Origin of the sequence: Nocardia sp. NPDC004568 (assembly GCF_040609955.1) — a bacterium.
In the GTDB taxonomy this organism is placed as follows: domain Bacteria; phylum Actinomycetota; class Actinomycetes; order Mycobacteriales; family Mycobacteriaceae; genus Nocardia.
In genome coordinates, this window is sequence record NZ_JBEXLL010000022.1 from 53,861 (window position 1) to 80,532 (window position 26,672).

20 protein-coding genes are annotated in these 26,672 nt (G+C 70.1%); 8 read left to right on the top strand and 12 right to left on the bottom strand.

All coding sequences use genetic code 11. The annotated features are described in order from the left end of the window. Nucleotides 1-112: 112 nt before the first annotated feature. The gene (locus tag ABZV91_RS13175; RefSeq protein WP_355239926.1) at nt 113-427 is read right to left on the bottom strand and encodes a hypothetical protein; all 315 of its coding nucleotides are present in this window, start codon (nt 425-427) and stop codon (nt 113-115) included. Nucleotides 428-561: 134 nt separating this feature from the next. Then, nucleotides 562-1,041, bottom strand: coding sequence for a gamma-glutamylcyclotransferase (locus ABZV91_RS13180; RefSeq protein ID WP_039822672.1), 480 nt, complete (start codon nt 1,039-1,041; stop codon nt 562-564). 266 nt (nt 1,042-1,307) lie between these two features. Here ABZV91_RS13180 and ABZV91_RS13185 point away from each other — a divergent pair, with 266 nt between their 5' ends. The 4 genes from ABZV91_RS13185 to ABZV91_RS13200 all read left to right on the top strand — a co-directional run bounded on the left by ABZV91_RS13185 (nt 1,308) and on the right by ABZV91_RS13200 (nt 6,578). After that, nucleotides 1,308-2,711, top strand: coding sequence for an NAD(P)H-quinone dehydrogenase (locus ABZV91_RS13185; RefSeq protein WP_355239929.1), 1,404 nt, complete (start codon nt 1,308-1,310; stop codon nt 2,709-2,711). A 441-nt stretch (nt 2,712-3,152) separates the two neighbouring features. Beyond that, a complete protein-coding gene (locus ABZV91_RS13190; RefSeq protein WP_355239932.1) occupies nt 3,153-4,121 on the top strand; it encodes a hypothetical protein in 969 nt (322 codons plus the stop codon). Between the two features lie 232 nt (nt 4,122-4,353). Continuing rightward, entirely contained in the window at nt 4,354-5,289 is a 936-nt protein-coding gene (locus ABZV91_RS13195) for a hypothetical protein (RefSeq protein ID WP_355239935.1), read from the top strand. Between the two features lie 83 nt (nt 5,290-5,372). Next, nucleotides 5,373-6,578, top strand: a complete 1,206-nt coding sequence (locus ABZV91_RS13200) for a PLP-dependent aminotransferase family protein (RefSeq protein WP_355239938.1) — start codon at nt 5,373-5,375, stop codon at nt 6,576-6,578. Here ABZV91_RS13200 and glpK read toward each other — a convergent pair. Continuing rightward, nucleotides 6,560-8,056 carry a glycerol kinase GlpK gene (gene glpK / locus ABZV91_RS13205; RefSeq protein ID WP_355239941.1) on the bottom strand — a complete coding sequence of 499 codons (1,497 nt, stop codon included), beginning with the start codon at nt 8,054-8,056 and terminating at the stop codon, nt 6,560-6,562. The two genes, ABZV91_RS13200 and glpK, sit on opposite strands and share 19 nt — an antisense overlap. A gap of 212 nt (nt 8,057-8,268) precedes the next feature. Here glpK and glpD point away from each other — a divergent pair, with 212 nt between their 5' ends. After that, complete coding sequence (gene glpD, locus ABZV91_RS13210; RefSeq protein ID WP_355239944.1) at nt 8,269-10,002, top strand: glycerol-3-phosphate dehydrogenase; 1,734 nt, start codon at nt 8,269-8,271, stop codon at nt 10,000-10,002. 25 nt (nt 10,003-10,027) lie between these two features. On the opposite strand, the gene ABZV91_RS13215 is transcribed toward glpD, so the two are convergent. The 4 genes from ABZV91_RS13215 to ABZV91_RS13230 all read right to left on the bottom strand — a co-directional run bounded on the left by ABZV91_RS13215 (nt 10,028) and on the right by ABZV91_RS13230 (nt 16,224). After that, nucleotides 10,028-10,216 carry a hypothetical protein gene (locus ABZV91_RS13215; protein ID WP_355239947.1) on the bottom strand — a complete coding sequence of 63 codons (189 nt, stop codon included), beginning with the start codon at nt 10,214-10,216 and terminating at the stop codon, nt 10,028-10,030. 113 nt (nt 10,217-10,329) lie between these two features. Beyond that, nucleotides 10,330-11,109 carry a DNA-formamidopyrimidine glycosylase family protein gene (locus ABZV91_RS13220; protein WP_355239950.1) on the bottom strand — a complete coding sequence of 260 codons (780 nt, stop codon included), beginning with the start codon at nt 11,107-11,109 and terminating at the stop codon, nt 10,330-10,332. Between the two features lie 209 nt (nt 11,110-11,318). Next, nucleotides 11,319-15,866, bottom strand: a complete 4,548-nt coding sequence (locus tag ABZV91_RS13225) for an ATP-dependent helicase (protein WP_355239953.1) — start codon at nt 15,864-15,866, stop codon at nt 11,319-11,321. A gap of 79 nt (nt 15,867-15,945) precedes the next feature. Next, complete coding sequence (locus ABZV91_RS13230) at nt 15,946-16,224, bottom strand: antitoxin (RefSeq protein WP_355239956.1); 279 nt, start codon at nt 16,222-16,224, stop codon at nt 15,946-15,948. 97 nt (nt 16,225-16,321) lie between these two features. On the opposite strand from ABZV91_RS13230, the gene ABZV91_RS13235 reads away from it, so the two are divergent. Next, nucleotides 16,322-16,873 carry a histidine phosphatase family protein gene (locus ABZV91_RS13235; protein WP_355239958.1) on the top strand — a complete coding sequence of 184 codons (552 nt, stop codon included), beginning with the start codon at nt 16,322-16,324 and terminating at the stop codon, nt 16,871-16,873. Between the two features lie 10 nt (nt 16,874-16,883). Here ABZV91_RS13235 and ABZV91_RS13240 read toward each other — a convergent pair whose 3' ends face one another. Next, nucleotides 16,884-18,713: a protein kinase gene (locus ABZV91_RS13240; RefSeq protein WP_355239961.1), complete on the bottom strand. Its 1,830-nt coding sequence runs from the start codon at nt 18,711-18,713 to the stop codon at nt 16,884-16,886. Between the two features lie 202 nt (nt 18,714-18,915). On the opposite strand from ABZV91_RS13240, the gene ABZV91_RS13245 reads away from it, so the two are divergent. Then, nucleotides 18,916-19,260 (top strand): hypothetical protein, encoded by a 345-nt coding sequence (locus tag ABZV91_RS13245; protein WP_355239981.1) that lies wholly within the window; start codon nt 18,916-18,918, stop codon nt 19,258-19,260. 11 nt (nt 19,261-19,271) lie between these two features. Here the strand turns inward: ABZV91_RS13245 and lat are convergent, their stop codons facing one another. After that, on the bottom strand, nt 19,272-20,630 hold the full coding sequence (gene lat, locus ABZV91_RS13250) for an L-lysine 6-transaminase (RefSeq protein ID WP_355239964.1): 1,359 nt from the start codon (nt 20,628-20,630) through the stop codon (nt 19,272-19,274). Nucleotides 20,631-20,714: 84 nt separating this feature from the next. Beyond that, nucleotides 20,715-21,167 (bottom strand): Lrp/AsnC family transcriptional regulator, encoded by a 453-nt coding sequence (locus tag ABZV91_RS13255; RefSeq protein ID WP_030522498.1) that lies wholly within the window; start codon nt 21,165-21,167, stop codon nt 20,715-20,717. 112 nt (nt 21,168-21,279) lie between these two features. Between ABZV91_RS13255 and ABZV91_RS13260 the strand changes: the two genes are divergently transcribed. Next, nucleotides 21,280-22,815 carry an aldehyde dehydrogenase family protein gene (locus ABZV91_RS13260; RefSeq protein WP_355239967.1) on the top strand — a complete coding sequence of 512 codons (1,536 nt, stop codon included), beginning with the start codon at nt 21,280-21,282 and terminating at the stop codon, nt 22,813-22,815. 181 nt (nt 22,816-22,996) lie between these two features. Here the strand turns inward: ABZV91_RS13260 and ABZV91_RS13265 are convergent, their stop codons facing one another. Together ABZV91_RS13265 and ABZV91_RS13270 are read right to left on the bottom strand one after the other, a co-directional pair. Continuing rightward, on the bottom strand, nt 22,997-23,962 hold the full coding sequence (locus tag ABZV91_RS13265; RefSeq protein ID WP_355239970.1) for a patatin family protein: 966 nt from the start codon (nt 23,960-23,962) through the stop codon (nt 22,997-22,999). A 127-nt stretch (nt 23,963-24,089) separates the two neighbouring features. Further along, on the bottom strand, nt 24,090-25,877 hold the full coding sequence (locus tag ABZV91_RS13270; protein WP_355239973.1) for an acetyl/propionyl/methylcrotonyl-CoA carboxylase subunit alpha: 1,788 nt from the start codon (nt 25,875-25,877) through the stop codon (nt 24,090-24,092). Between the last annotated feature and the right edge of the window lie 795 nt (nt 25,878-26,672).

Sequence of the window (26,672 nt, forward strand, 5' to 3'; positions counted from 1 at the left end):
ACTCGGCTCTCCGAGATGCCAGAGCGGGCCCGGTTCGTGGAGCGCCGGCGTTCTCGGCGCGCGGGGCGAATCGTGGTACGAAGAGGCGGTGGGTGTTCGCCCGGTCAGTGCTCTACCAGGGAAACTTCTGCCCTGGATGCATCTCCTCCCACCTCCTCCGCACCGCGACATTATGCGGGTTTTCATCGCGTTCGCGCTGGATTCGATCCAGTAATTCACGCTCCTGCTCATCCTGCTCGGCCTGCTTACGCTTCTCGTTGCGGTCTTCCCGCTGCCCGGGCAGCAGGACCGCGCCGACGATCCCGGCGAGCCAGAACTCGAGGATCAGCGAGGCCAGCAGGTAGCCCAACCACCCCTCTACCTGTTCGGCCAGATACGACCCCAGTGCCAAGACGGGAAAAGCGGTTACCAGTATGTACACAACCATCGCGAGTAACGGCACCCACATGTCTCGTCCTCCCGCGGAGCAATCTGCATTCTGCGAACGCCCCGGGAACGACGGTACTACCGGCCGGCCGTAGTGGGTGGCGTACCGCCGGAGGCGCCGCAAATGAACACAGCTCAGCTGAAGTTGTTTCCCGGGCCCACGTTTCGGCTGTTTCGGGTGCGGAGGGCGTGTACGTACTCCTCCGGCGCGCCCGCTTTCTCTGCGGCGTCGGCCATCACGCCGATGTAACGCGCCGAGGGGAGCCCGCCTTCGTAGGCGTCGAGGACGTACAGCCAGGCGAGGATCGGGTCGGTGCCGCTGCCGGGGCTGGGGGTCACGCGGAGCCGGATCTTGCGGTGGATTCCGAAATCGGAGCCCTCCCAACGGTCGAGCCGCTGCTCGTCCTCGGGGGAGACGTCGTAGAGCACGACGAAGACCCGGGAGCCCGGTTCTTCCACCACGGTGGCGAGCGGGCCTTCCCAGCCGATGTCGTCCCCGCTGAAGGTGAGGCGCCAGCCCTCCAGCCAGCCCGTCCCGGACATGGGGGAGTGCGGACAGCGCTCGAGCATCTGGGTCGAATCCATATTGGACCCGTAGGCAGCGTAGATCGGCACACCGGCAGCTTAGTTGTGTGCTCGCTCTCCGCGGTACGGGGCGTCGTAAATCGTGTTCCGGGATGTCCTTCGGGACGGCCACGGCCGGTGCGACCAGGCCGGGAGCGGGAGCGGGGCGCGTGCCGGGGCTACGTCCGGCGTCGCCGCGCCGCCGCGCGGAATGCCGACGGGGTGGGCTCAGCAGGACCTATTAGGCTGGTCCCCGGCGAGTGAAGGCCGCGAAGCTGCCGCGCGCCGCGCGCGGGTGATTAGGACAAGGGGAATGTATGACCCGCATTGCGATCATCGGTGGCGGACCGGCAGGTTATGAAGCGGCGCTGGTCGCGGCCCAGCACGGGGCGCAGGTCGTGCTCATCGATTCCGACGGAATCGGCGGGGCGTGCGTGCTGTGGGATTGTGTGCCGTCGAAGACCTTCATCGCGTCCACCGGGGTGCGGACCGATCTGCGGCGCGCCCGGAACCTGGGGGTCGCGCTGGACCAGAGTCAGACCGAGGTGCGGTTGCCGGAGGTCAACGAGCGGGTGAAGGCGCTGGCGCTGGCCCAGTCGTCGGATATCCGGTCCAAGTTGCAGGCGGCGGGAGTGCGGGTCCTGCCGGGGCGGGGGCGGCTGGCGGGCCCGGGCTCGGGCCGGGCGACCCATCGGGTGGCGGTGTCGTTCCCGGACGGGCCGGAGGAGACCGTCGAGGCGGAAGTGGTGCTGATCGCCACCGGCGCGTCGCCGCGGGTGCTGCCCGGCGCGGAGCCGGACGGGGAGCGGATCCTGAACTGGCGCCAGCTCTACGACTTGACAGAGCTGCCGGAGACGCTGGTCGTGGTGGGTTCCGGTGTGACCGGCGCCGAATTCGTCTCCGCGTATACGGAAATGGGTGTGCGGGTGATCCTGGTGTCCAGCCGGGACCGGGTGCTGCCGGGTGAGGATGCGGATGCCGCGCTGGTGCTGGAGGATGCCTTCGCCGAACGCGGCGTGGAACTGGTGAAGCACGCCCGGGCCGACAAGGTGGAGCGTACGGGTGATTCGGTGCTGGTCACCCTGGCCGACGGCCGCACGGTGTCGGGAACGCACGCGCTGATGACCGTGGGGTCCACGCCGAACACCGAGGGGCTGGGGCTGGAACAGGCCGGTATCGAACTCGATCGCGGCGGATACCTGCGGGTGGACCGGGTCTCGCGGACCGCGGTGCCCGGTGTCTACGCCGCGGGTGACTGCACCGGTCTGCTGCCGCTGGCGTCGGTGGCCGCCATGCAGGGACGGATCGCCATGTATCACGCGTTGGGCGAGGGGGTCAGCCCGATCCGGCTCAAAACGGTGGCCTCGGCGGTGTTCACCCGGCCGGAGATCGCGACGGTGGGAGTGAGTCAGACCGCCATCGACAACGGGGAGACTCCGGCGCGCACGGTGATGCTGCCGCTCAACACCAACCCGCGAGCGAAGATGTCGGGTCTGCGCCGCGGTTTCGTGAAGATCTTCTGCCGCCCGGCCACAGGTGTGGTCATCGGCGGTGTGGTGGTCGCCCCGATCGCCTCGGAGCTGATCCTGCCGATCGCGCTGGCGGTCCAGAACAATCTGACGGTCAACGATCTGGCGCAGACCTTTTCCGTGTATCCCTCGCTCACCGGTTCGGTCATGGAGGCCGCCCGCCAGCTCATGCGCCACGACGACCTGGGCTGAAAATTGATTGGGCCGTGTCCGGGCGCGGCCGGTCGTGAAAGACGACCGTCCGGGAATTGCGGCCGTGCCGTAAATCGATCGCCGGAATCGGCCGGAGCCACAGGTCACGTCACTGCTTTTCACTTGTGTTTCGCCCGTGGGTATTCCTGCCCGTGGTGAGCTTTCGTCACATTGCCGGAAATGCTCGAGTGTGGTTCACTTCCGAGGCAGAGATGCGATCGACGGGTGGTCGTGGAGTTTGGTGCCGGGGGGTTTGTCCTTTCGGACTCGGACAGCGAACAGCCCAGTTCGGGTGAACCGCTGGAGTTCGTGTCTCGGATGAGACGGAACTGGGAGCGGACCGCAGGTGGCGCCGCATCCGGGAAAGGGATTGGGCGAAAAGTGAAACATCGTAAGCCGAACCGGGCGGGCCGGGCGGTGGCGAGCACTTCGCTGCCTCTTGTGACCGCAGCGGCCATGGCCATTTTCGCGTCGCCGGCGGGGGCCGTTCCGGGCGATCAGCCGGCCACGCCGACCACACCGGCGCCCGCGCCTTCGCAGCCGGGCACCAATGAGCAGCAAAACGGGCCGGAGACCACTCCGAGCCAGCCCGGTGTGCAGAACGACCAGGAAACGCCGGAGAGCGGCCCGACTCCGAGTCCGAGCCAGCCCGGTGTCACCACTCCGGAGCAGGGCCAGGACGATCAGGGCGGTACAGGCCCCACCCAGCCCGGTGTCACCACGCCACGGGTGGCGCCGTTGCCCGTCCCGGGGCAGCCCGCTCCGGCGCAGCCGGCCATCTCGCCGAATACACCGCAGGGTCAGCAGCCGCAGTCGCCCGCCCAGCCGGGTGACGCGCCCGCCGGGGCACCGGAGACCGACGGGGAGAAGGCGGGGCCGAGTGCTCCGCAGACCGACACCCCGGTCGAACCGCAGAGCCCGCAGTGGCAGGCGCCGCGTCTGGACGAGGCGCCGGTCGCGCCGGTCGTCGAGATGCAGGGTCCGCATATGGAGATCGGTGCCGCCCTCGACGGCGGTTCGCTGGCTCCCGGGCACTTCGCCAACACCCACCACTTCTCCAACCAATCCGGTTATGTCGGCACCGCCGGCTTCCGCACTCCGACGGGTACGGGCGAAGCCGGTATCTCGGTGGAATTCGTCGACGAGAACACCATCAACGTCTCGACGTTCACCGGTGGCAACGGACTGCCGGACAACCGGCTCGACCACGTGATCGACACCACTCCGGTGAACACGGCGAAGGCTGCTGTGGAGCACTGGATCGCGCAGCAGCCGGGCGGCGCCGCCGCCCTGGACGCCGCGGCCAAGATTCCGCCGCCGCCGCCGCTGCTGCCGCCGGGCAACTACCCGGAGCAGGCGCTCAACCTCGGTGGCGTGAATACCCAGTGGGGTGGTTCACTCCAGTACTGACGCGAGTGAAATCTTGCCGGGTGGGGCGGTCGTGCACGGCCGCCCCACCCGCGTGTCTCGGAAGGGATGGGCTGTGACCGGCGAGGGCGAAGGTAGAGAGCGCGAACCCGAACGGGCGGATTTCGGACCTCCTACCGGGGATTTCGGTCCCCCGGTGTCGGAGTTCGGGCCGCCGACGGGTGAGCTACCGATGCCGGGCTGGAAACCGAATACACGTCCGGAGGATTCCGGCTTGACCTGGCGCCCGGCCCCCGGTGCCGGCGCGGCCGAGCCGCCGGTTGTTCCGCCGCCGCCACCGCAGTACCGGCCGCCGGACAGCTCGACCCCGGTGCAGCGACCGGTGCCCACCGAGTCCCGGCCGGTGACGCGGCCCGCGCCCGATTCGAACGCCCCCACAGTCCGGCACCAGATCCCGTCGGACCCCGCGCACCGTATCTCGCCGACCCCCGACCGTGTCCCGGAGCAGGAGCAGACCACGGTCCGTCAGACCGGTCCGGACCTGCGCTGGCCGGGATCCGGTGGACCGGAACAGCACGCCGGGTCCGATGCCGCGGGCTCGGCGCGGCCCCGGCCGGGTGGTTTGTCCTGGGACAGCGACCCGATCGCGCAGAAGCTCACTCCGCAGTCGGTGGCCGGGGCGCTGGCCGCGAAACCGCGCCGCGGTATCCCGGCCGGCCGGCTCGTGACTGTGGTCGCGGTGCTGGTGGCGTTGGTCGCGGTGGGAGTGGCGATCGTCGTGGTGAGCGGGGGTGACGATGCCCCGGCGCGGCCGCCGGTCGCCGATTCCGGCGCGCTGAGCTGTCCGGCCAGTGAGGAGGGCGAGGTGATCGTCGGCGACGGGGTCGGGGATACGACCAGCGGCCCGGGCGCCATTCTCGGTTTCCAGCACCAGTTCTACGTGGAGCGCAGCGGGGTGGGGGCTCGTGCATTCGTGGCGGCGGATTCGCCTGCCATTTCCTCCGCCGAGACGATCCAGTCGGCGATCGATACGCATATCCCGGCGGGTACCGAGCATTGTGTGCGGATCACCGAGCGGGCGCCGGCCTCCTTCGATGTCGACCTGACCGAGCTGCAACCGGACGGTAAGAGGACGGTGTACAAGCAGACGGTGACCACGGTGGAGCGGGACGGGAAAACCGTGCTCTGGGTGATCGCGGATCGTCGCTGATCCCAATATGTGAAATCACAATGCCATATGGTGGTAATTCATGGGATGATCTGTTTATCAGCAGGTAATTTCCGGAGGCCCCCATGTCGCATTACGAACCGCCGCTGGCCGGCAAGCTGGCCGGCCTCACCAGCTCTGCCATTCGTGACCTGCTGAAACTCACCGCCGATCCGAATATCGTCAGCCTGGCCGGCGGTCTGCCCGATGCCGGACTCATGCCCGGCGCGCGCATGGCCGCCGCCGCGGAGTCGGCGCTGCGGACCAGTGCCGCGCTGCAGTACACGGAGTCCCCGGGGTGGGGCCCGCTGCGCGATGTCCTGGCCGGCCGGGAATCGGACCGGCTCGGGCGCCGGGTCGATATCGCCGAGATCTTCGTGACCCACGGTTCGCAGCAGGCGCTGTCCCTGCTCGCGGAGGTGCTCCTCGACCCGGGCGCGCTGGTGGTGGTGGAGGACCCGGCCTATGTCGGCGCACTCCAGGTGTTCCGGGCGGCGGGTGCGCGGATCGTGGCGGTGCCCCTGGACGGCGAGGGCCTGCGGGTCGACCGGCTCGCGGAGTTGCTCGCCGCCGGGGAGCGTCCGGCACTGGTGCACACGGTGAGCAATTTCCACAACCCCGGCGGCGTGACCATGAGTCCCCGCCGCAGGCAGGCGCTCGCCGCGCTGGCCGAGGCGCACGGGTTCTGGGTGATCGAGGACGATCCCTATGGCGAACTGTGGTTCGACCGGCCCGCGCCCGCGCCGGTGGCCTCGTATTCGACATCGGTCATCCGCCTGTCCTCGGCGTCGAAGATCATCGCGCCCACCTTGCGGGTGGGCTGGATGGTGGCCCCGCAACGGGTGTGCCGAGCTGTCGAACTGTTGAAGCAGGGCGCCGACCTGTGCGGTTCGGCGCTCACCCAGCAGATCGCCGCCGAACTGCTCGCCGACAGCGCCTGGCTCACCGGCCATATCGACACGGTCCGCGCGGTGTACGCCACCCGAGCCACCGCCCTGGTCGACGCGGCCCGCGACCATTTCGGCGGCCGGTTGCGCTGTACCGAGGCGTCCGGGGGCATGTTCGTCTGGGCCGAGTTCACCGACGGCACCGACACCGGCGAATTGCTGCCCCGGGCACTCGAGGCGGGTGTCGCCTTCGTCCCGGGTGGGGCGTTCGCGGTGAGCAACCCCTATCCGTCCGCCATGCGGATGTGCTTCACCACCGCCGCGCCGGAGGTACTCACCGAGGCGATGTCACGGCTGGCCCGGGCCGCGGGCGACCGGGCACCGGTTCATTCCGCCCAGTTGTAGGTGCGTTCGACCGCCTTGTTCCAGTCGGCCAGACGGGCGTCGCGGTCGGCGGCGGACATACTCGGGTTCCAGGTCTTGTCGGCGGCCCAGTTGGCCCGGATGTCATCGGTACCCGACCAGTATCCGACCGCCAGCCCCGCCGCGTAGGCGGCGCCGAGCGCCGTGGTCTCGTTGACCAGCGGCCGGACGACCGGTAGATCCAGGATATCGGCCTGGAACTGCATGAGCAGATCGTTGGCGACCATCCCCCCGTCCACTTTGAGGGCCGTTGCCTCCAGATCCAGTGCACGGGATTCGGCGTCCGCGCGCATGGCGTCCATCACCTCGCGGGTCTGGAAGGCGGTCGATTCCAGGATCGCGCGGGCGAGATGGGCCTTGGTGACGAAGCGGGTGAGCCCGGCGATCACCCCGCGGGCATCGGGCCGCCAGCGGGGGGCGAACAGCCCGGAGAACGCCGGGACGATATAGGCGCCACCGTTGTCTTCCACGGTGCGTGCGAGGTCTTCGATCTCCGGCGCCGCGGAGATGATCCCGAGATTGTCGCGGAACCACTGCACCAGGGCACCGGTGACGGCGATCGAGCCCTCCAACGCGTACACCGGGGGCTGGTCACCGAGCTGGTAGCACACCGTGGTCAGCAGTCCGTGCTCGCTGAACACCGGTGTGGTTCCGGTGTTCAGGAGCATGAAGTTGCCGGTGCCGTAGGTGTTCTTGACCTCGCCCGGTGCCAGGCACGCCTGCCCGAACATCGCGGCCTGCTGGTCGCCGAGGATGCCCGCGACCGGCACCCCGGCCAGCGGGCCCGCGCCGATCTCCGCGTAGACCTCCGAGGAACTCCGGATCTCCGGCAGCACGGCCGGCGGTACCCCGATCTCCGCGCAGATCTGCTCGTCCCAGGTCAGCGTGCGCAGATCCATCAGCAGGGTGCGGGAGGCGTTGGTGACATCGGTGAGGTGCCGGCCGGTCAGCTTCCACAGCAGCCAGCTGTCCACGGTGCCGAAGCACAGTTCGCCCGCCTCGGCCCGCTCGCGCGCGCCCGGCACGGTGTCCAGGATCCAGCGCACCTTGGGACCGGAGAAATAGGTCGACAGCGGCAGGCCGGTGCGTTCGGCGTAGCGCGCCGCGCCCGAGGACCCGGCGAGTTCGGTACACAACCGATCGGTACGCGTGTCCTGCCAGACGATCGCGTTGTGTACGGGCCGCCCGGTGTCGCGCTCCCAGACGACGGTGGTCTCGCGCTGGTTGGTGACCCCCACCGCCGTGATATCGCCCGCGGTGATCCCGGCCTCGTCCAGTACCGCGCCGAGCACGAATTCGGTATTACGCCACAGGGTTTCCGGATCGTGCTCGACCCAGCCCGGCTTCGGGAAGATCTGGTCGTGCTCGCGCTGGGCGACCCCCGCGATCTTTCCCTGCCGGTCGAACAGTATGCATCTGCTCGAGGTCGTGCCCTGGTCGATGGCGGCCACATAGCGCATGGCAGGAGGCTAGCGCAATCCGGGCGTTCGGTGACGGGTGTCTCCCTGCCGACGTTTGCCGGGGGTTGCCCCGTAGGCTTGGACATCGAACGCGCAAACCCACCGCCGACCCCAGTCGATCGCGTACTCGAGGAGTCGAAACCGATGATGCGATACCTCCGTCCACGCTTCGGCCTCCGCCGGCCGCATGCCCCTGCTCCGGAGGGGGGACGGTGATGTTACAGCCGGGATCGCAATTTCTCGGGCCCGACCAGCGTCGTTCCGCCTGGGAACGATTGAACGAGGACCACTTCGATGTGATCGTGGTGGGCGGCGGTGTCGTCGGAGCCGGTATCGCGCTCGACGCCGCGACCCGCGGCTTGAAGGTGGCGCTGGTGGAGGCGCGGGATCTGGCCTCGGGGACCTCCAGTCGCTCGTCCAAGATGTTCCACGGTGGCCTGCGGTATCTCGAGCAGCTCGAATTCGGCTTGGTGCGGGAGGCGTTGAAGGAACGTGAACTGTCCATGTCGCACCTGGCGCCGCACCTGGTGAAACCTCTGCGGTTCCTCTACCCGCTCACCCGGCGGGCGTGGGAGCGGCCCTACGTCGCGGCGGGACTGTTCCTCTACGACACCATGGGCGGGGCGAAATCCGTTCCGGGGCAGCGTCATCTGTCGCGCCACGGCGCGCTGCGGCTGGCTCCCGGCCTGCGGCGCAACTCGATGATCGGCGGGATCAGCTACTACGACACGGTGGTGGACGACGCCCGGCACACCATGACCGTCGCCCGGACCGCCGCCCACTACGGGGCGGTGCTGCGCACCTCCACCCAGGTCGTGGGGTTCCTGCGGGAAGCCGACCGGGTGGTCGGCGTACAGGTGCGCGACAGTGAGGACGGCACCACCGGCGAGGTGCGCGGCCATGTGGTGATCAACGCGGCCGGGGTGTGGACCGACGAGGTGCAGGCACTGTCGCAGCAGCGCGGCCGGTTCCATGTGCGGGCCTCCAAGGGGGTGCATATCGTGGTCCCGCGCGATCGGATCGTCAGCGACGCCGCGATCATCCTGCGCACCGCCACCTCGGTGCTGTTCGTGATCCCGTGGGGCGCGCACTGGATCATCGGCACCACCGATACCGACTGGAATCTCGACCTGGCCCATCCGGCCGCCACCAAGGCCGATATCGACTATCTGCTGGAACGGGTGAACGAGGTGCTGGTCACCCCGCTGACGCACGCCGATATCGACGGTGTGTACGCCGGCCTGCGGCCGCTACTGGCCGGGGAGAGCGACGAGACCTCGAAACTGTCGCGGGAGCATGCCGTCGCGCGGATCGCGCCGGGGCTGGTCGCCATCGCCGGCGGCAAGTACACGACCTACCGGGTGATGGCCTACGACGCGGTGGACGAGGCCGCCCAGGACATCCCCGCCCGGGTCTCGCCCTCGATCACCGAGAAAGTACCGCTGCTCGGTGCCGACGGTTACTTCGCGCTGGTCAACCAGACCGTGCAGCTGGCGGAGGACTACGGCGTGCACCCGTACCGGATGAAACATCTGCTGGACCGCTACGGGTCGCTCGTCGACGAGGTCATGGCCCTGGCCGCCGACCGCCCCGACCTGTTGCAGCCGATCGCGGCGGCACCCTCCTACCTGCGGGTGGAGGCGGTGTACGCCGTGGCCGCCGAAGGTGCGCTGCACCTCGACGATGTGCTCGCCCGGCGCACCCGGATCTCCATCGAGTACCCGCACCGCGGCGCCGAATGCGCCGAAGAGGTCGCCGGGCTCGTCGCCCCGGTGCTCGGCTGGAGCGACGCGGAGACCGACCGTGAGGTCCGAACTTATCTGGCCCGGGTGGACGCCGAGGTCAGGTCGCAGACCCAGCCGGACGACGCCTCCGCCGACGCGCTGCGGATCGCCGCGCCCGAACCCCGGCCGGAAATCCTGGAGCCGGTGCCCACCGAGGGCTGAACCGTCCTACGCCACCGTCCGCCGCTCAGTGGGCGGCCGGGTGGTGGCCCGGCGCCGTGGTGGCCGCGGGACCGAGCGGTACGGGGGCCGGTGCCTGCGGGGTCGCGGTGGGATGCAGCAGGAAGTAGCAGAACACCGCGGTGGCCACGACGGCCAGCACCGCGGAGAGCAGCTTGCCGGTGACGGCGGCCAGTCGGACGGTTCGGGTGTTCATGGGACCTGCTTCCGGTGCGGTACCCGTGTGTCGTCGGAAAGCGGCCGATCATTACTGCGGTCATGGCGGCCGTCACAGCGCGGGGGACGGCCGATACGGGCCAGGGTACGTGCTCAGACGGGCGGGACCTGGCATTTGGGGCAGTAGTAGATCCCGCGTTCCCGGTAGCTCACCCGGTCTCCACGGGGCATCTTCTCGCCCAGCATGTCGACCCGCAGCGGGGTCCCGCACCGTCGGCAGGGCCGGTGGGCCAGCCCGTATACCAGTGGTCGCCACGGCGGCCCGTGCGCGGCCCGGTGCATCACGCGCTGCGCCTCGTTCACCAACGCCGGCAGATCCTCCACCTCACCTACCGGGCGGGCCGGATGGACCCGGCGCAGGTAGCAGATCTCGCTGCGGTAGATATTGCCGATCCCGGCCAGATTGCGCTGATCGAGCAGGGCGACACCGATCGGGACCTCGGGCGCGCGGGTGAGCCGGTCCAATGCCGCGGCGGGATCCCAGCCGGGACCGAGCAGATCCGGCCCCAGATGATCGATGGCGGTGTGCTCGTCCCGGCGGCGCAGCACCTCCACCAGGCCGAGATCGAATCCCACGGCCTCGACCTCCGCGGTGCCGAGCACAACGCGCGCCGCGACCCGCGGTTTGGTCCAGCGCTGCCCACAGTGGAAGACCCGCCAGCTGCCCTCCATCTTCAGATGGGTGTGCACACTGACCGTCTCGGTGCGGATGAACAGATGCTTGCCGTAGCTGCCCACGCTCTCCACGACCTGGCCGCGCAGATCGACGGTCGCGTAGCGGGGCACGCGGAAATCGCTGCGGGTCAGCGTCTCGCCGTCGAGTGCGGCGCGCAGCCGCCTCGCGGCGCGGAAAACGGCATCACCCTCGGGCATGAGTGCCAGTATCCATCGGCGGCGCGGGACCGGAGCGGTCTTCATGGACCCGCCCGGCGCAGGCCGTACCGAGCATCACACCACTCCCGGTGCTCGATGGTCGCCGCTCTGGGGAGGGCCGGTGGCACATCCCGGTCTCGGTGCTCGATGGTCGCCGCTCCGTGGACGGCCGGCCATACATTTCACAGTCGGTGCTCGACGGTCGCCGATCACGGGCGGCCGACCGCACGTCGAAGGCGCAGGCCCTGCGGGGTAGCGGCGAAACCGGCCTCGGTGAGGAACTCGGCGAAGGTATTGCCGTGGACCGATTCGCCGTCGACCCGGTCGATGACCAGCGAGTCGGCTCGGCCGGTCCGGACGAGATCGGCCAGCGCGCCCGCTGCCGCCTGCCGGGCCGCGGGATCCTCGGTGCAGGTGAGCAGTGTCTTTCCACCGCGTTCCAGATAGAGGACCAGCTCGCCGTCGACCAGTACGACCAGCGCGCCCGCCTTACGGCCCGGCCGGTGTCCGGCCCCGCCTTCGGTCTTGGGCCAGGGCAGGGCGGCGCCGTAGGGGTTGGCCGGATCGCAGGCCGCCAAGGCCAGCGCGGCCCCGGCGGGCCGCCGGTCGCCGTCGAACGAGCGCAGGCGGTCCACTACGTCGGTGGTGGAGAACTGTGCGCCGCCCAGGGAATCGACGAAGTATCCGCGACGGCAGCGGCCGCGGTCCTCGAATTCGCTGAGCACGCGGTACACCAGTGCGAAACCGCCGGGCACGCCCTCGCTCTGTACCGAACCCTTGGTGAGCACGCCGTAGCGTTCCAGCAGCAGGTCGGCAGTGGCGTGCGCGCGGACGGTGTTGTCGGTCGCGCGTTCGGGTAGCAGCGACCAGCGTCCCGACACGGTCGGCGGACCCGACCGGCTCGGCATGGCCGGCCGGGGCAGGTAGGTGCGGCCGCGGGGTGCGCGCCGCGGAGTGCGATGCGCGGTCGGGGTCCGGGTGGTGCCGGAGAGCCTAGCGCGCACCGGGGCGAACGTATCGCCGGAGACGAGGCCCGCCCACACGAGGTCCCACAGGGCGGCCGCGACGGCGACGTCGTCCAGCAGGCCTGTCGCATCCGAGAGCTGGCGGAAGAAGTACGCACCGCCACTGTGTGGCACCGAGGCCGCGGCACCGACCTCGGCCCGCTGCGCGGCCGGCGCGGTGAGCGCGGGCCCGGCGCCGAGCGCGGTGAGCAGTGTCAGATGGGTCTCGGTGAACTCCGGTTCGTCGGCCGGCGGGAGAGTGAGCGGGGCCTGATCGGCCGGATGCAGGGCGATCCAGCCGTCCTTGGCGTTGATGGCGCCGTGGCCGGACCAGCGCACCTCACCGGTGGCCATGAGTTCGTCGAGGAAGGCGGGGGTGTAATCGCGGATGCGGGCCGGGAACACCAGTGATTCCCATGCCGACGCCGGCACCGGGACACCGGCGAGCTGCTCGACCACCGTCGCCACACCGTCGATGCCGCGCAGCTCACCGGTCCCGATGTGCTGCCAATCGGGTAGGAACCGGCCGAAGGTGCCGGTGGACACCGGTTCGACCTCGTGCCGGGCGGCGGCGAGGCTGCGTCGGCGCAGCCGCCGCAGTACCTGGGCGTCGCACCACTCCGAGCCACCGGTCCCGGGAGTGAACTCCCCCTCCACCACGCGCTTCTCCAGGGCGAGCCGGTGCAGCGCCGCCGCCGCGACCGCGGTGCCCAGGCCGAACCGGTGCGCGACCGACTCGGTGCCGAACGGCCCGTGGGTGCGGGCGTAGCGGGCCACCAGATCACCGAGCGGATCGGGTACCGGCTCGATGAAGGCGGCCGGGGTGCCGATCGGCAGGGGCACCCCGAGCGCATCGCGCAGACGCGACGCGTCCTCGATGGCGGCCCACCACGTCTGTCCCGCGTAGGAGACCTCGAGCGCGCGCCGGGCGCGGACGAGTTCGGCGAACCAGTCCGCGGGGTCCTCGCGGCAGCGCTCCCGCGCTTCGGCGGGGGTCAGCGGGCCGAGCAACCGCAGGAGATCGGCCAGGCCCTCCGTATCCCGCGCGTGCCGTTCCGGCGTGCGGCGCTGCAACTCCAGTTCGACCTGTGCGATGACCGCGCTGTCCAGCAGTTCCCGCAACTCCACCCGGCCGAGCAGTTCGGCGAGCAGGGTGGAGTCCAGGGACAGGGCCGCGGCGCGCCGTTCGGCCAGCGGACTGTCGCCGTCGTACATGAACTGGCCGATGTAGTCGAACAGCAGGGCGTTGGCGAACGGGGACGGGGTGGCCGTCTCCACCTCGACCAGCCGCACCTGGCGGCGCGCCACCGCGGTGAGCAGTTCCCGGAGCGCGGGCAGATCGTACACATCGCGCAGGCATTCGCGGACCGTCTCGAGCAGGATCGGGAAGTCCGGGAATTTCCGTGCCACATCGAGTAATTGGGCCGATCGCTGCCGTTGCTGCCACAGCGGCGCGCGCCGCCCGGGATCGCGGCGCGGCAGCAGCAGCGCCCGGGCCGCGCACTCCCGGAAACGGGACGCGAACAGGGCCGATCCGCCGACCTGTTCGGTGACCAGGTCGTCGATCTCGTCGGGTTCGAAGACGAACAGTTCCGCGCCCGGTGGTTCGTCGGTGGTATCGGGCAGCCGCACCACGATGCCGTCGTCGGAGGCGTTCGGGGCGGCGTCGACGCCGAAGCGCTCGCGTAGGCGGGCGCCCACGGCCAGCGCCCAGGCCGCGTGCACCGGCATCCCGTAGGGCGAGTGCAGGACCAGCCGCCAGTCGCCGAGTTCGTCGCGGAAACGTTCGACCACCATGGTGCGGTCGGTGGGCAGTCGGCCGGTCGCGTTGCGCTGATCCTCCAGCAGCGCACGCAGGTTCGCGGTGGCGTTCTCGTCCAACCCGGCGGCGGTGGTCTGCTCGGTGAGGGTTTCCGGGGAGGTCTGCGCACCGGCGCGGCGGACGAATTCGCCCAGCGCGGCGCCCAGTTCGGCCGGGCGGCCGAGCGAATCGCCGTGCCAGAACGGCAGGCGGCCGGGCCGGCCGAAGGCGGGGGTCACCAGGACGCGGTCGTAGGTGATGTCCTCGATCCGCCAGCTGGTGGCGCCGAGGGCGAAGACATCGCCGACCCGTGACTCGTAGACCATCTCCTCGTCGAGTTCGCCCACCCGCGAAGCCTTCTCCCCGACCATGTACACCGCGAACATGCCGCGATCGGGGATCGCGCCGCCCGAGGTCACTGCCAGCCGCTGGGCGCCGGGGCGGCCGGTGAGGGTCCCGGCGTCGCGGTCCCAGACCAGGCGGGGGCGGAGTTCGGCGAACTCGTCGGAGGGGTAGCGACCGGCCAGCAGGTCCAGGACGGCCTCGTAGGAGGAGCGGGGGAGTGCGGCATAGCTACCGGTGCCGCGCACGGTGTCGAACCAGGCGTCGACGTCCAGCGGTTCCAGGGCGCAGGCCGCGACCGTCTGCTGGGCGAGGATGTCCAGGGGATGCGCGGGGATCTTCAGCGCCTCGATCTGCCCGGCCAGCATCCGCTGCGCGGCGACCGCGCAGTGCACCACATCGGTACGGTGCTTGGGGAAGAGCACGCCGCGCGATATCTCGCCCACCTGGTGGCCCGCCCGGCCGATGCGCTGCAGCCCGCTCGCCACCGAGGGCGGCGCCTCGACCTGGACCACCAGGTCCACGGCGCCCATATCGATACCGAGTTCGAGACTGCTGGTGGCCACTACACAGCGCAACCGGCCGCTCTTGAGGTCGTCCTCGATGAGGGCCCGCTGTTCCTTGCTCACCGAACCGTGGTGCGCTCGGGCCAGCAGCGGTTCGGCGCCGTGATTGACCTCGGTGGAGGGACCGAGCTGGGCGGGCGGGGCGTGGGCGGTGTCGACGGATTCGCCCAGCCGGCCGGCGTAGGCCTCGTTCAACCGGGCGGTCAGCCGTTCGGCGAGCCGGCGCGAATTGGCGAACACGATCGAGGACCGATGCTCGAGTACGAGTTCGACGATCGCCTCGTCCACATGCGGCCAGAGCGAGCCGGGCTGATCCGAATCGCCCGGCTCGGTCATATCCGGGACCGGGACCCGTACGGAGAGATCGAAGGTCTTCGGGGCAGGCGGCGAGACGATGGTGATCGGCGCCGATCCCACCAGGAAGCGGCCCACCTCCTCCGGTGGCCGCACGGTCGCGGACAGGCCGATCCGCTGCGCGGGGCGTTCGGTCAGGGCATCCAACCGGGCCAGCGACAGCGCCAGATGCGACCCCCGTTTTGAACCGGCGATGGCGTGTACCTCGTCCACGATGACCGTGCGCACGCCGCGGAGGGTCTCGCGGGCCGCCGAGGTGAGCATGAGGAACAGCGACTCGGGGGTGGTGATGAGGATATCGGGCGGTGTGCGCTGTAGTCGGCGGCGCTCCTGCGCGGTGGTGTCCCCGGATCGGACGCCGACGCTGATCTCCGGGGCCGGCAGGCCGAGGCGCCGGGCCGTCTGGCGCACTCCGACCAGCGGCGCGCGCAGATTGCGCTCCACGTCCACAGCCAGGGCCTTGAGCGGGGAGATGTAGAGCACCGAGGTACCCGAATCCGGCGGATCGCCCGCGGCCAGCCGGTCGATGGCCCACAGGAACGCCGACAGGGTCTTACCGGACCCTGTCGGCGCGATCACCAGGGTGTGCTCACCGGCCGCGATCGCCTGCCACGCGCCCAGCTGGGCGGCCGTCGGCGCGGGGAACGCACCGTCGAACCACTGCTGGGTGGCGGCGGAGAACTCGGTCACGGAAACCAGTGTGCACCGGAGCACCGACACGGGGACGGACGCGACCCGGCCGACCCGAGCCGGCCGGGTCGCCGACCGGTCAGGCGGGGGCTCCGTCGACCATTTCGGGGCCGGTGATGCCCGGGCCGGTGAATTCCGTTTCGGCGAGGTCGGGAGAGAGCAGGTCGGGGGTCCGGTTCTCGCCGGCGAGTCCGGCCAGCCGGATCAGGTCCTCGGTGGTCACTCCGCCCACCCGCCGGAACTCCCGGCTGAGTCGGCGGCGGAGGAATTCGGTACGGGATATACCCAGGCCATTGGCTTGCCGGTCGATCTCGTCGATGACCGCACCGGGCACGGCGCGGATGAGTATGTCTGTCATTCCTCGATCACCTCCTGCTGGCAGCGGGGCACGATGGACCGGGAGCCGCACTTCGAGCCGGCTACCGGTGACAGTCCGGCGTTTCTATGCTTCGACGGTGCCTGGTGTTCGAAAACTCGATCTGATCTCCCACGGTGTCACCGAGGCGTCACGGGCGGCGCGTTTCCCGGCCGATGAACCGCTCACCCCGGCGGGACGGGCGGCGCTGGCGGACCGGGCGGTCGAACCACCGGCAGGTGCACGGATAGTCGCGGGCCCGGAGCGGCGGACCGGAGAGACTGCCCGGCTACTGGGCTTGGACGCCGCACCACTATCGAGATTACGCGATCTCGATGCGGGCGCCTGGCGTGGTGCGGAACCGGAATCGCTGCCGCCGGAAGAAGTGGGCCGGTGGCTCGCCGATCCCGGCTACCGCGGCCACGGCGGAGAGTCCGTGCTCGATCTGCTGGACCGGGTCCACGCGTGGCTCGGCGAGGTGGCCGGTGACCGGGCACCGCATACGATCGCGGTGACGCATCCGGCGGTGATCCGGGCCGCGCTGGTCGTGGCCCTGGCGGCCGCGCCGGAATCGTTCTGGCGTTTCGACGTGGCGCCCGGGACCCGGGTCCGGCTGCATCACCGGACCGCGTGGACGCTGCGGCTGAACTGATCGTCCCGGCCTACCGGGTGTCCAGGGCGACCGTGGTGCCGAAGGAGAGCGGGAAATCGCGGAAGGTCATGCTCGCGGGCACCGACCCGGCGGGCAGCCCGTAGACCAGATGAGTGCCCAGTGACTCACCCGGTTGCAGGGTGCGCGGGGCGGCCGCGGTGGCGGCGCGCTGCGCGGTGGCGGTGACGTCGGGGGCGAACTTCGAGCCCGCCGTATCGTGGAGTTCCTGCCCGAGCGGCAGGTAGGTTGTCGGCTGGTCCGCGATATTGCGCACGGTGAAGCTGACCACCACGAACGTCCCTTCGGCGCGTTCGATACCGACCGCGCTCACTCCCGATTCGACATTGCGCACCGCGAATTCGAAGTTGCCGTCCCGGACCGGGACTCCGGCGTCGGCGATGGCCCCGGCCCCGGGCGTGTCGCCGCCGCTGAAGAACCGGATCGACCCGGCCCCGCCGACCAGTGCGGCCACACAGCCGCCGATCAGTACCAGCGGCACGACCACGAGCACAGTCAGCCACAGCAGCAGCCGGCGTATGCGGCTCTTGCGACGCCGCGGTGGTTTCGCCCGGGTGCGGCGGCCGCGCGGGCCCGGGGGGTGGGGTGCGGGACGGTTCGGCGCGAGCGCCGGGCCGGCGGCGCCCCGGGTGTACGGCGGCCCGCCGGCCTGCGCCGGACCGGTCCCGTGCCCGGGCCGCGACCTGGTCTCCAGCCGGGTGTACGCCCGGGTCGGCGGATGGGCCGCCGGTGACGCCGGGTCGCCGGGAGCATGGCCGGTATAGGCGCGGGTGGCCGGATGCGCCGGGGGTTGTAGGGCGCCGGGCTCGCCGGGGGTGTGCTCGGTGTAGGCCCGGGTGGCCGGGTGCGACGGGGACGGCCCGGCCGCCGGGCCGGCGGGGTGCTCCGTGTAGGCCCGGGTCCCCGGATGGGCCGCGACCGCCTCGTCGGGCCGGTCGCCCACTTCGTAGTGGCGGGTCCCGGGATGCTCGGCCACATGGGGGCGCGGCGCGACCGCCGTCCCCGGCAGCGCGCTCTGCGCGGCCCGCGCGAACTCGCCGGCGGTGCGGTAGCGGTCTTCCGGGTTCTTGGCCAGCGCCCGGGCGATCACGCGGTCCAGTTCCACGGGGATTCCCGGGACCAGGGCACGCACACTGGGTGGTGCGGTCGTGAGGTGGTCGTGCATCTGCCGCGCCGGATCGGTATCGCCGAACGGGCGCGTACCGGCCAGGCATTCGTAGAGGACACAGCCGAGGGAGTAGATATCGGCGCGGGCGTCGGTATGCCCGGTGAACCGTTCCGGAGCCATGTACGCCCAGGTCCCGACCGCCAGCCCGGAGGCGGTGAGGGCGGTGCTGCCGGCGCCGTGGGCGATACCGAAGTCGATGAGGTACACGAAACCGTCGTGCCGGACGACGATATTGGACGGTTTCACGTCCCGGTGCACCAAGGCGGCCCGGTGCGCGGCATCCAGCGCCGCCGCGGTCTGGGCGACGATATCGACCGCGCGCTGCGGCGTGAGCGGGCCGTTGGTGCGCAGCACCCGGCCCAGATCGTCGCCGTCGACGTATTCCATCTCGATGAACAGGCGGCCGTCCAGCGCGCCGTGGGCGTGGATCGGCACGATATGGCTGTCGTGCAGGCGGGCGGCGAGTTCGGCCTCGCGTTCGAACCGGCTGCGGTAGGTCTGGTCGGCGGCGAGTTCGACGGGGAGCAGCTTGAGCGCGACGCGCCCGCCCGGACGACCACCGGCGGGCTCGGCGTGGGCGAGCCACACCTGGCCCATCCCACCCTGGCCGAGCAATCGCTCGAGCCGGTAGCAGCCCAATCGCTGCCCGGTCATGACGCATCCTTCCCTGTCCCGGCCCGCGGTCCGGGCTCGCGGTGATCCGGGAACTGCCCGGGGCCGGACTGTACCTCGACCCTATCCGCGGTCGGTGCTACGGCCCAGTGTGAGGTCGCCGACCGGTATCGTCCGCGACCGTGATGCCCGCGACGCCGAACCGGCGTCGGCCGGGCCCGCCGGGTTGTGCGAGGGTGGCCGGATGGAGGCGATCGAGATCAACGCGGGCGCATGGTATCTGCGGGCGCTGCGGGCCGATGACCGGATCGACGACCGGCCCGCGCTGGCCTCGGGCGGGATCACCGACCCGGAGTACGTGGCCCGCCGCGGCGCCGAGTGGGCGGCGGAATCCCACTTCTCCTGGGCGGTGTGCGACCCGGTCAGCGCGGAGCTGGTGGCCGAGATCGGGGTGACCCCGCGACCGGACGGGACCGCGGCGGTCGAGGGCTGGGCCCGGCCCGGTCAGCAGGCGGCGCTGGTCGCCGCGGCGGAGGCGGTGCGCCGGTTCGCCGTGGGCGCGCTGGGTCTGCGACCCGACACGGTGTGAGTGTTGCGCTGTCAGCAGAGGTCGGTGAGCACGCGGTCCAATGCGGTCACCGCCGCGATGAGTTCGTCGGGCTCCACCGTCAGCGGCGGCCGGAAGCGGATGCCGCGTTCGCCGGAGCCGATCATGAGCACCCGTTCGCGTTCCCGCAGAGTGGTGAGGACGGCGTCACGGAAGGCGTTGTCGGACAGCGTGACAGCGCACATCAGGCCGCGTCCGCGCGGCTCGGAGACCGCGGTGTGGCGTTCGGCGAGGTCGCGTAGCAGGTCGAGCAGCAGCGCACCCAGCTCGGCGGCCCGGGCGATCAGGTCGTCGCGTTCGATGACCTCGAGGATCCGGGTGGCGCGCACCATATCGGCGAGATTGCCACCCCAGGTGGAATTGAGGCGCGAGGGCACCGTGAAGACATTGTCGCCGATCTCGTCCACCCGGCCGCCGGCCATGATCCCGCACACCTGCGTCTTCTTCCCGAACGCCACCACGTCCGGTTCCAGCCCGAGTTGCCGGTAGGCCCAGGTGCTTCCGGTGAGGCCGACACCGGTCTGCACCTCGTCCAGGACGAACAGCGCGTCGTTGGCGTGGCACAGTTCCTGGACCGCGCGCAGGAACTCCGGGCGCATATGCCGGTCGCCGCCTTCGCCCTGGATCGGTTCGGCGATGAAGCAGGCGATGCCGTGGGGGCGCTCGGTGAAGGCGCGGGCGGCCTGCTCGAGCGCGCGTCGTTCGGCGGCCTCGATATCGATATCCGGCGCGAGCCAGGGGGTTTCGATCCGCGGCCAGTCGAAGGCCGGAAAGCGTTCCGTTTTGACCGGGTCGGTGTTGGTCAGCGACAGGGTGTATCCGCTGCGGCCGTGGAAGGCACCCGTCAGATGAAGGACCCCGCCCTCGTATCCGGGTCGCGGTGTGCGTCCGTGGAGTTCGTTGTGCCGGCTCTTCCAGTCGAACGCGGTTTTGAGTGCGTTCTCCACCGCGAGGGCGCCACCGTCGATGAGGAACAGGTGCGGTAGGCGCGGATCGCCGAGCACCCGCACGAAGGTGTCCACGAAACGCGCCATCTCGACCGTGTAGATATCGGAGTTGCTCGGCTTGTTCAGTGCGGCCGTGGTCAATTCGGCGCGGAACCCGGCGTCCTCGGTCAGCGCGGGATGGTTCATCCCGAGCGCGCTGGAGGCGAAGAAACCGAACATGTCGAGGTACTCGCTGCCGTCTCGGGCGTCCACCAGATGGCGGCCGCGTGAGGCGCGCAGGTCGAGTACCAGGTCGAAACCGTCGGCGAGCATACTGGCCGACAGGGTCTCGAACACGCGAGAGGCGGGGATGCGGCCATCTGTCCTGCCATCGCCCGTGCCGGAGTGCTCCAGTTCGATGGTCACACTCCGACGGTACGGGACCGGAACCGGCTTGTCAGGAAGATTTACTGACAAGTCCGTAACTAATAAGAGTTGTTACGGTATCGGCTACTTTTCGTAGAATGTCTGCAGGATTATGGTGCTCCGGGTTCGGACATTGGCCGTCGCCCGGATCTGCTGCAGCAACTGTTCCAGATGCCGCGGCGAGGCCACCCGGACCAGCAGGATGTAGCTCTCGTCGCCCGCCACCGAATGGCAGGCCTCGATTCCGGGCATGTTCTGCAGTGCCGCCGGGGCATCGTCGGGCTGGGAAGGGTCGAGAGGAGTGATCGCCACAAATGCCGACAGCAGCTGTCCCAGCGCTTCGGGATCGACGTTCGCGGTGTAGCCACGGATCACGCCGCGCGCCTCGAGCCTGCGCACCCGTGACTGCACGGCGGATACCGAAAGACTCGCCTTCTCGGCCAGATTGGACAGGGTCGCCCGTCCATCGGCCATCAGTTCCCGGATCAGCAGGCGATCGATCTCGTCCAGGGTTGGTTTTGCCGGTGTTTCCGCCATCAGCGAAGGCTAACGTAGCGGACACACCGCCGGAACAGTGTTGTGAACGTTCATTCTCCGGCCGTCCTATTCGCACAGCGTATTTCGTCCGGCCGAACCCGAGGAGTTCGTGATGACCGAGACCGAACAGCAGACCGTCACCGGTGGATACGCCGACCGGATCGGCGCGCTGCTGCGCGCCCTGCAGATCCCGGACCCGGCGCCCGGCGAGATGTCCGTGCGCTGCCCGATCGACGGCGGAGTGCTGATCGGCCTGCGCCCCGACAGCCCCGCCGGAATCGACACCGCGATCACCGAAGCGGCCGCCGCCTTCGTCTCCTGGCGGCTGGTCCCGGCCCCGCAGCGGGCCGCGGTGGTGCGCGAACTCGCCGTACTGTTGCGCCGCCACCAGGACGAGCTCGCCGAACTCGTCACGCTCGAAGTGGGCAAGATCCCCGCCGAGGCGCGCGGCGAGGTCCAGGAGATGATCGATATCTGTGAGTTCGCGGTGGGGCTGTCGCGCCAGCTCTACGGGTACACGATGGCCTCGGAGCGGCCGGGCCACCGCCTCATGGAGACCTGGCATCCGCTCGGTGTGGTCGGGGTGATCTCGGCCTTCAACTTCCCGGTCGCGGTGTGGGCCTGGAACACCGCCGTCGCGCTGGTCTGTGGCGACACCGTGGTGTGGAAGCCCTCGGACCGCACCCCGCTGACCGCGCTGGCCTGCCATACGCTGCTGCGGCGCGCGGTCGCCACCGCCGGGGCGGACGGCCGGATCCACCAGCTGATCCTGGGGCCCGCGGACGCCGGCGTACAACTGACCGACGACGAGCGGGTCGCACTGGTCAGCGCGACGGGCTCGGTGGCGATGGGTCGCGCGGTCGGGCCGCGGGTGGCCGCGCGGTTCGGCCGCTGCCTGCTGGAATTGGGCGGCAACAATGCGGCCGTGGTCGGTCCGTCCGCCGATCTGGACCTGGCCGTCCGGGGCATCGTTTTCGCGGCCGTCGGTACCGCTGGACAGCGCTGCACGAGTCTGCGCCGGCTCATCGTGCACTCCTCGGTCGCCGAAGAACTGCTGGACCGCCTGGTGCGCGCGTACGGGCAATTGCGGGTGGGTAATCCGCTGGACCCGGGTACCCAGGTGGGTCCGCTGCACGGGCCCGGCGCGTGGGCCGGGATGTGGGACGCGCTCGCGCGTGCTCGCGGTGACGGCGGCGAGGTGCTGTGCGGGGGCGAGCGGGTCGAACCCGCGGGCGTGGGTCCCGAGGCCTACTACGCCGACCCGGCGATCGTGCGGATGCCCGCCCAGACCGAGGTGGTGCGCGAGGAGACCTTCGCTCCGATCCTCTACGTCCTCACCTACGACGATTTCGATACCGCTCTGGCCCTGCACAACGGCGTCCCGCAGGGCCTGTCCTCGGCGATCTTCACCACCGACCAGCGGGAAGCCGAACGCTTCCTCGCCGCCGACGGTTCGGACTGCGGGATCGCCAATGTCAATATCGGCACCTCCGGGGCGGAGATCGGCGGCGCGTTCGGCGGCGAGAAGCACACCGGCGGCGGCCGCGAATCGGGCTCGGACGCATGGAAGACCTATATGCGGCGCGCCACCAACACCATCAACTACTCCACCGAGCTGCCCCTGGCCCAGGGCATCCGCTTCGACTGAATCGAGACGGGCGCCGACGAGACGGAAGGCCGGTTTCGGATCGACGCAGGTCCGAGCCATAGGGCGGCCCGAAACCCGGGCCGATCAGGCGGGCCGGAAGGGTTCACTCCGACTGCGCGGCCGGGACCCGACACGATCCGGAGCGGCGCAGGGATCGGTCGGCGGAGCAGAGAGCCGGGGATTACGAGGGCGCCGGCTCCGCGCTCCCGGACGCGCCGTGAACACAGGCGAACTCGGCGAAGAGTTCGGCGACCACGCGGCGGCCGATCTCCATACCGCGCGCGAGAACGCCGGGATCGGTTTCGACGCTGCTGATATCCGGCGATCCGGCCGGCGGATGGATCTGACAGGCCGCCGCACCCATCGCGGTGATCACGCCGTCCTCCAGCGCCTGCTGACCGGGCCGCAGCTTCCAGGCACGGTAGGCGCCGGGGGCGATGAACCGCATATAGGTGCCGCCGACCACGTCGTGCAGCCAGGGCGGCGGGGGACGGCGTTCGTCGGCGCGCCGGGTCCGCAGGATGAGCGCATGGGTGGCTCCGGCCTGCAGCGCGCTGCGTACCGGGACCGTTTCCGAGAGGCCGCCGTCGAAGTAGCGGCGACCGCCCAATTCCACCGGGGGACCGGCCAGCAGCGGTAGCCCGGAGGACGCCCGGAGCGCGGTCTGCAGCGTCACCTTGTCGACGATGAACGGATGCAGGTCCACCGGTTCGCCGGTGTGGATATCGGTGGCGATGGGGTGAAAGGTGGTTTCGTTCGCCAGAATGGCCGGGAAATCCATCGGATGCAGCCCGTCGTACACCTTGTGCACCAGATAGTTCAGGTCGAAGGCGGGCCGGCCGCGCAGCATCCGGGCCGGGTCGATGGCCCGGCGCATGATCGCGGCGTCGGTCCAGGCCCGCAGACCCCGCCCCGCCCGGCCACACAGCAACCACGCGGCGTTGATCGCGCCCGCCGAGGTGCCGTACACGGCATCGAAGACCCGTGCCATCCCGAGCTGTTCCAGTGCGTGCACCATTCCGCTGGAGTACACCCCGCGGCTGCCGCCACCCTCGACGACGAGTACGAGCCGATGGCCGTCGGCCCGGCTCTCGGATGCGAAACGGTCGCGGATCACCTCCGCGACCGTCGGTTGTACTGGGCTCACCAGGTCACCATACGCCGGAGCGGGTGGCGGCAATCGGCCGCGCACCCGCTCCGGAGCAGTGTGCATCCACTGTTGGCTCACCGGTCGGCATGCCGTCGCACACCGGTCGCGGTCCGCCGCGTGAGCGCTACTTGATCTCGGCGAGAACGGTGCCCTGGGTGATCGCCGCGCCGGCGGCCACGTTCAGTCCGGTGACCACACCGGCCTTGTGCGCGTTGACCGGGTTCTCCATCTTCATGGCCTCGAGCACCACGATCAGATCGCCGGCCTCGACGGTCTGGCCTTCCTCGACCGCGACCTTGACCACGGTGCCCTGCATGGGAGCGGTGACCGCGTCACCGGAGGCGGCGCCGCCGCCCGCGCCACCCCGCGTACGCGGCTTCGGCTTCTTGCGGACCGCACCGGCCGCCGCCGGAGCGCCGGAACCGATCGAGAACTGGCCCGGCAGCGACACCTCGACCCGGCGGCCGCCGACCTCGACCACGACCTTCTGCCGCGGCTCGTCGTCCTCGTCGGCCGGGGCACCGCCGGTGAACGGCTCGACGGTGTTCTTCCACTCGGTCTCGATCCACTTGGTGTAGACGTCGAACGATTCGCCGTCGCCGATGAAGGCCGGATCCTCGACGATGGCCCGGTGGAACGGGATGACCGTGGCCAGACCCTCCACCTGGAACTCGGCGAGCGCCCGCCGCGCCCGCTCCAGCGCCTGGGTGCGGTTCTCACCGGTGACGATCAGCTTGGCCAGCATCGAGTCGAACTGGCCGCCGATCACGCTGCCGGCCACCACGCCGGAGTCGACGCGCACACCCGGGCCGGTCGGCTCGGAGTACACGGTGACCGGGCCGGGGGCGGGCAGGAAGTTACGGCCCGCGTCCTCGCCGTTGATCCGGAACTCGAAGGAGTGGCCGCGCGGGGTCGGGTCCTCGGTGATCTCCAGCTTCTCGCCGTTGGCGATGCGGAACTGCTGGCGGACCAGGTCGATACCGGAGGTCTCCTCGGTGACCGGGTGCTCGACCTGCAGACGGGTGTTCACCTCGAGGAACGAGACGGTATCGCCCTGCACCAGGTATTCGACCGTGCCGGCGCCGTAGTAACCGGCCTCCTTGCAGATGGCCTTGGCCGAGGCGTGGATGCGGGCCCGCTGATCGTCGGTCAGGAACGGGGCCGGAGCCTCCTCGACCAGCTTCTGGAAGCGGCGCTGCAGCGAGCAGTCGCGGGTGCCGGCGACGATCACATTGCCGTGCTGGTCGGCGATCACCTGGGCCTCGACGTGGCGCGCCTTGTCCAGGTACTGCTCGACGAAGCATTCACCGCGACCGAAGGCGGCGACCGCTTCACGGGTCGCCGACTCGAACAGTTCGGGGATCTCCTCGATGGTGTGCGCGACCTTCATCCCGCGGCCACCGCCACCGAAGGCGGCCTTGATCGCGACCGGCACGCCGTACTTCTTCGCGAACTCGACGACCTCGTCGGCGTTCTTCACCGGGTCCTTGGTGCCCGCGGCCATCGGCGCCTTCGCCCGTTCGGCGATATGCCGCGCGGTGACCTTGTCACCGAGGTCGCGGATGGACTGCGGCGACGGGCCGATCCAGATCAGCCCGGCGTCGAGGACGGCCTGGGCGAAGTCGGCGTTCTCGGAGAGGAAGCCGTAACCCGGGTGGATGGCATCGGCGCCGGATTTGGCGGCGGCATCCAGGATCTTGTCGAAGACCAGGTACGACTCGGCAGAGGTCTGCCCGCCGAGGGCGAAGGCTTCGTCGGCGAGCTTGACGAAGGGTGCGTCGGCATCGGGTTCCGCGTAAACGGCGACACTGCCGAGGCCGGCGTCCTTGGCCGCCCGGATAACGCGCACGGCAATCTCGCCTCGGTTAGCTACGAGTACCTTCGTGATCCGCGCGCTGGCATGGCTGGGCACTGAGCCTCCTGTGTGCAATCTCTGTGTTCGCTGTGCGGGATGGGCCGCGCTTCGGCTCCGCTCCCGCGGATCGGGGTCCGCTGTCCGGCTTCCGAAGAGGATCGGATCGCTTGGTGGGCTCCGGGTCCGTGGGTTCGGATCCGCGCTACGCGGGCTCCGCGCCCGTGGTCGACACTATCTGTCTCGGGGCGAGTGTAGGCAGTCTGCCAACAAAGCCGGAACTCGGATAGGGCTACCGGGGAGTAGGTCGCAGATCACAATGGGTCGGCGCGGACTATGTGGCACACTGCCGCGCCCTCGAAAGGTGCCGAGTTCGCGGTCATCCGAACCGGGGCGGCGATTTCGGCCGAGTGCGTCTGCTCGGGTCCGCGGGGCAGAAGTGGGGGCGGGGGTCACGGCTGGGTGCAGGGGGAGCGGGTGAGCTCTCGTTGTGGGGACGTGGGGACGTGGGGGCGTGGTGGTGGGGGTGGGCTTGCTCGGGAGGGTGAGGGGTGGGTTTGTTCGTGGAGGTGAGGGGTGGGTTTGTTCGTGGAGGTGAGGGGTGGGCTTGCTGGGGGAGGTGAGGGGTGGGGTTTGTTCGGGAAGGTGAGAGGTGGGCTTGCTCGGGAAGGTGAGAGGTGGGCTTGCTCGTGAAGGTGAGAGGTGGGCTTGCTCGGGAAGGTGAGAGGTGGGCTTGCTCGTGAAGGTGCTGTGTTTTTTGGCGCCGCCTGCGGCGTCGCGGGGTTGAGGCCCCCTTGGTCTCGCCGTTTCGGCCTCGAGACTCGCGCCTGCGGCGCATGCGCTTCGAGGCCGAAA